General features: G+C 75.3%; 1 pseudogene. It reads right to left on the bottom strand.

The features are described from left to right. Positions 1-583: pseudogene (locus G3I40_RS41270) on the bottom strand (oxidoreductase); the annotation flags it as partial.

The raw sequence follows: 583 nt of genomic DNA, 5'->3' as shown, positions 1-583 counted from the left end.
GGGGTGTCGGTCGCGGTCCAGGTCAGACCGCGGTCGGCGGAGTGCAGGACGCGGGCCCGCGCCGCGCCGCCCGTGGCCAGCCAGACGTCCCTCGGCCCGGACGACACGAGGCACTGCCCGGACGCGGCGAAGCCCGCCTCGCCGGTCTGCGCGGCGGGCATCCCTGCGCTCGGCAGCACCCGCCAGGAACGGCCGCCGTCCCGTGTCGACAGGATCCGGTACTTGCCGTCGACGGGGTCGCTCATCGCCAGGCCGTGGCGCGGGTCGAAGAAGGTGACGCAGTCGTAGAACGCCTTCGGGTCGGTGTTGCGGAACGACTCCGTCCAGCTCGCCCCGCCGTCGTCCGTGCGCAAGATCCGGGACGCCTCGCCCTCGCCGATGGCCAGCACCACGGCGCGCCGCGCGTCGAACGCCTCGATGTCACGGAACTCCAGCTCGCCCGCGCCGGGCGGTGACACGGAACGCCACCGCGCGCCGCCGTCCGTGGTGCGCAGCACCGTGCCCTGCGTCCCGGCGACCCAGGCCGTGTGCCGGTCGACGGCGGCCAGGCCGCGGAACCTGGCGTCGGTGTGGGTGTCCTGCA

The sequence above is a fragment of the Streptomyces sp. SID14478 genome, assembly GCF_010548525.1.
Lineage (GTDB): Bacteria > Actinomycetota > Actinomycetes > Streptomycetales > Streptomycetaceae > Streptomyces.
Note: the sequence above shows the minus strand (reverse complement) of the source record. Positions and strands in the feature narration are given on the sequence as shown.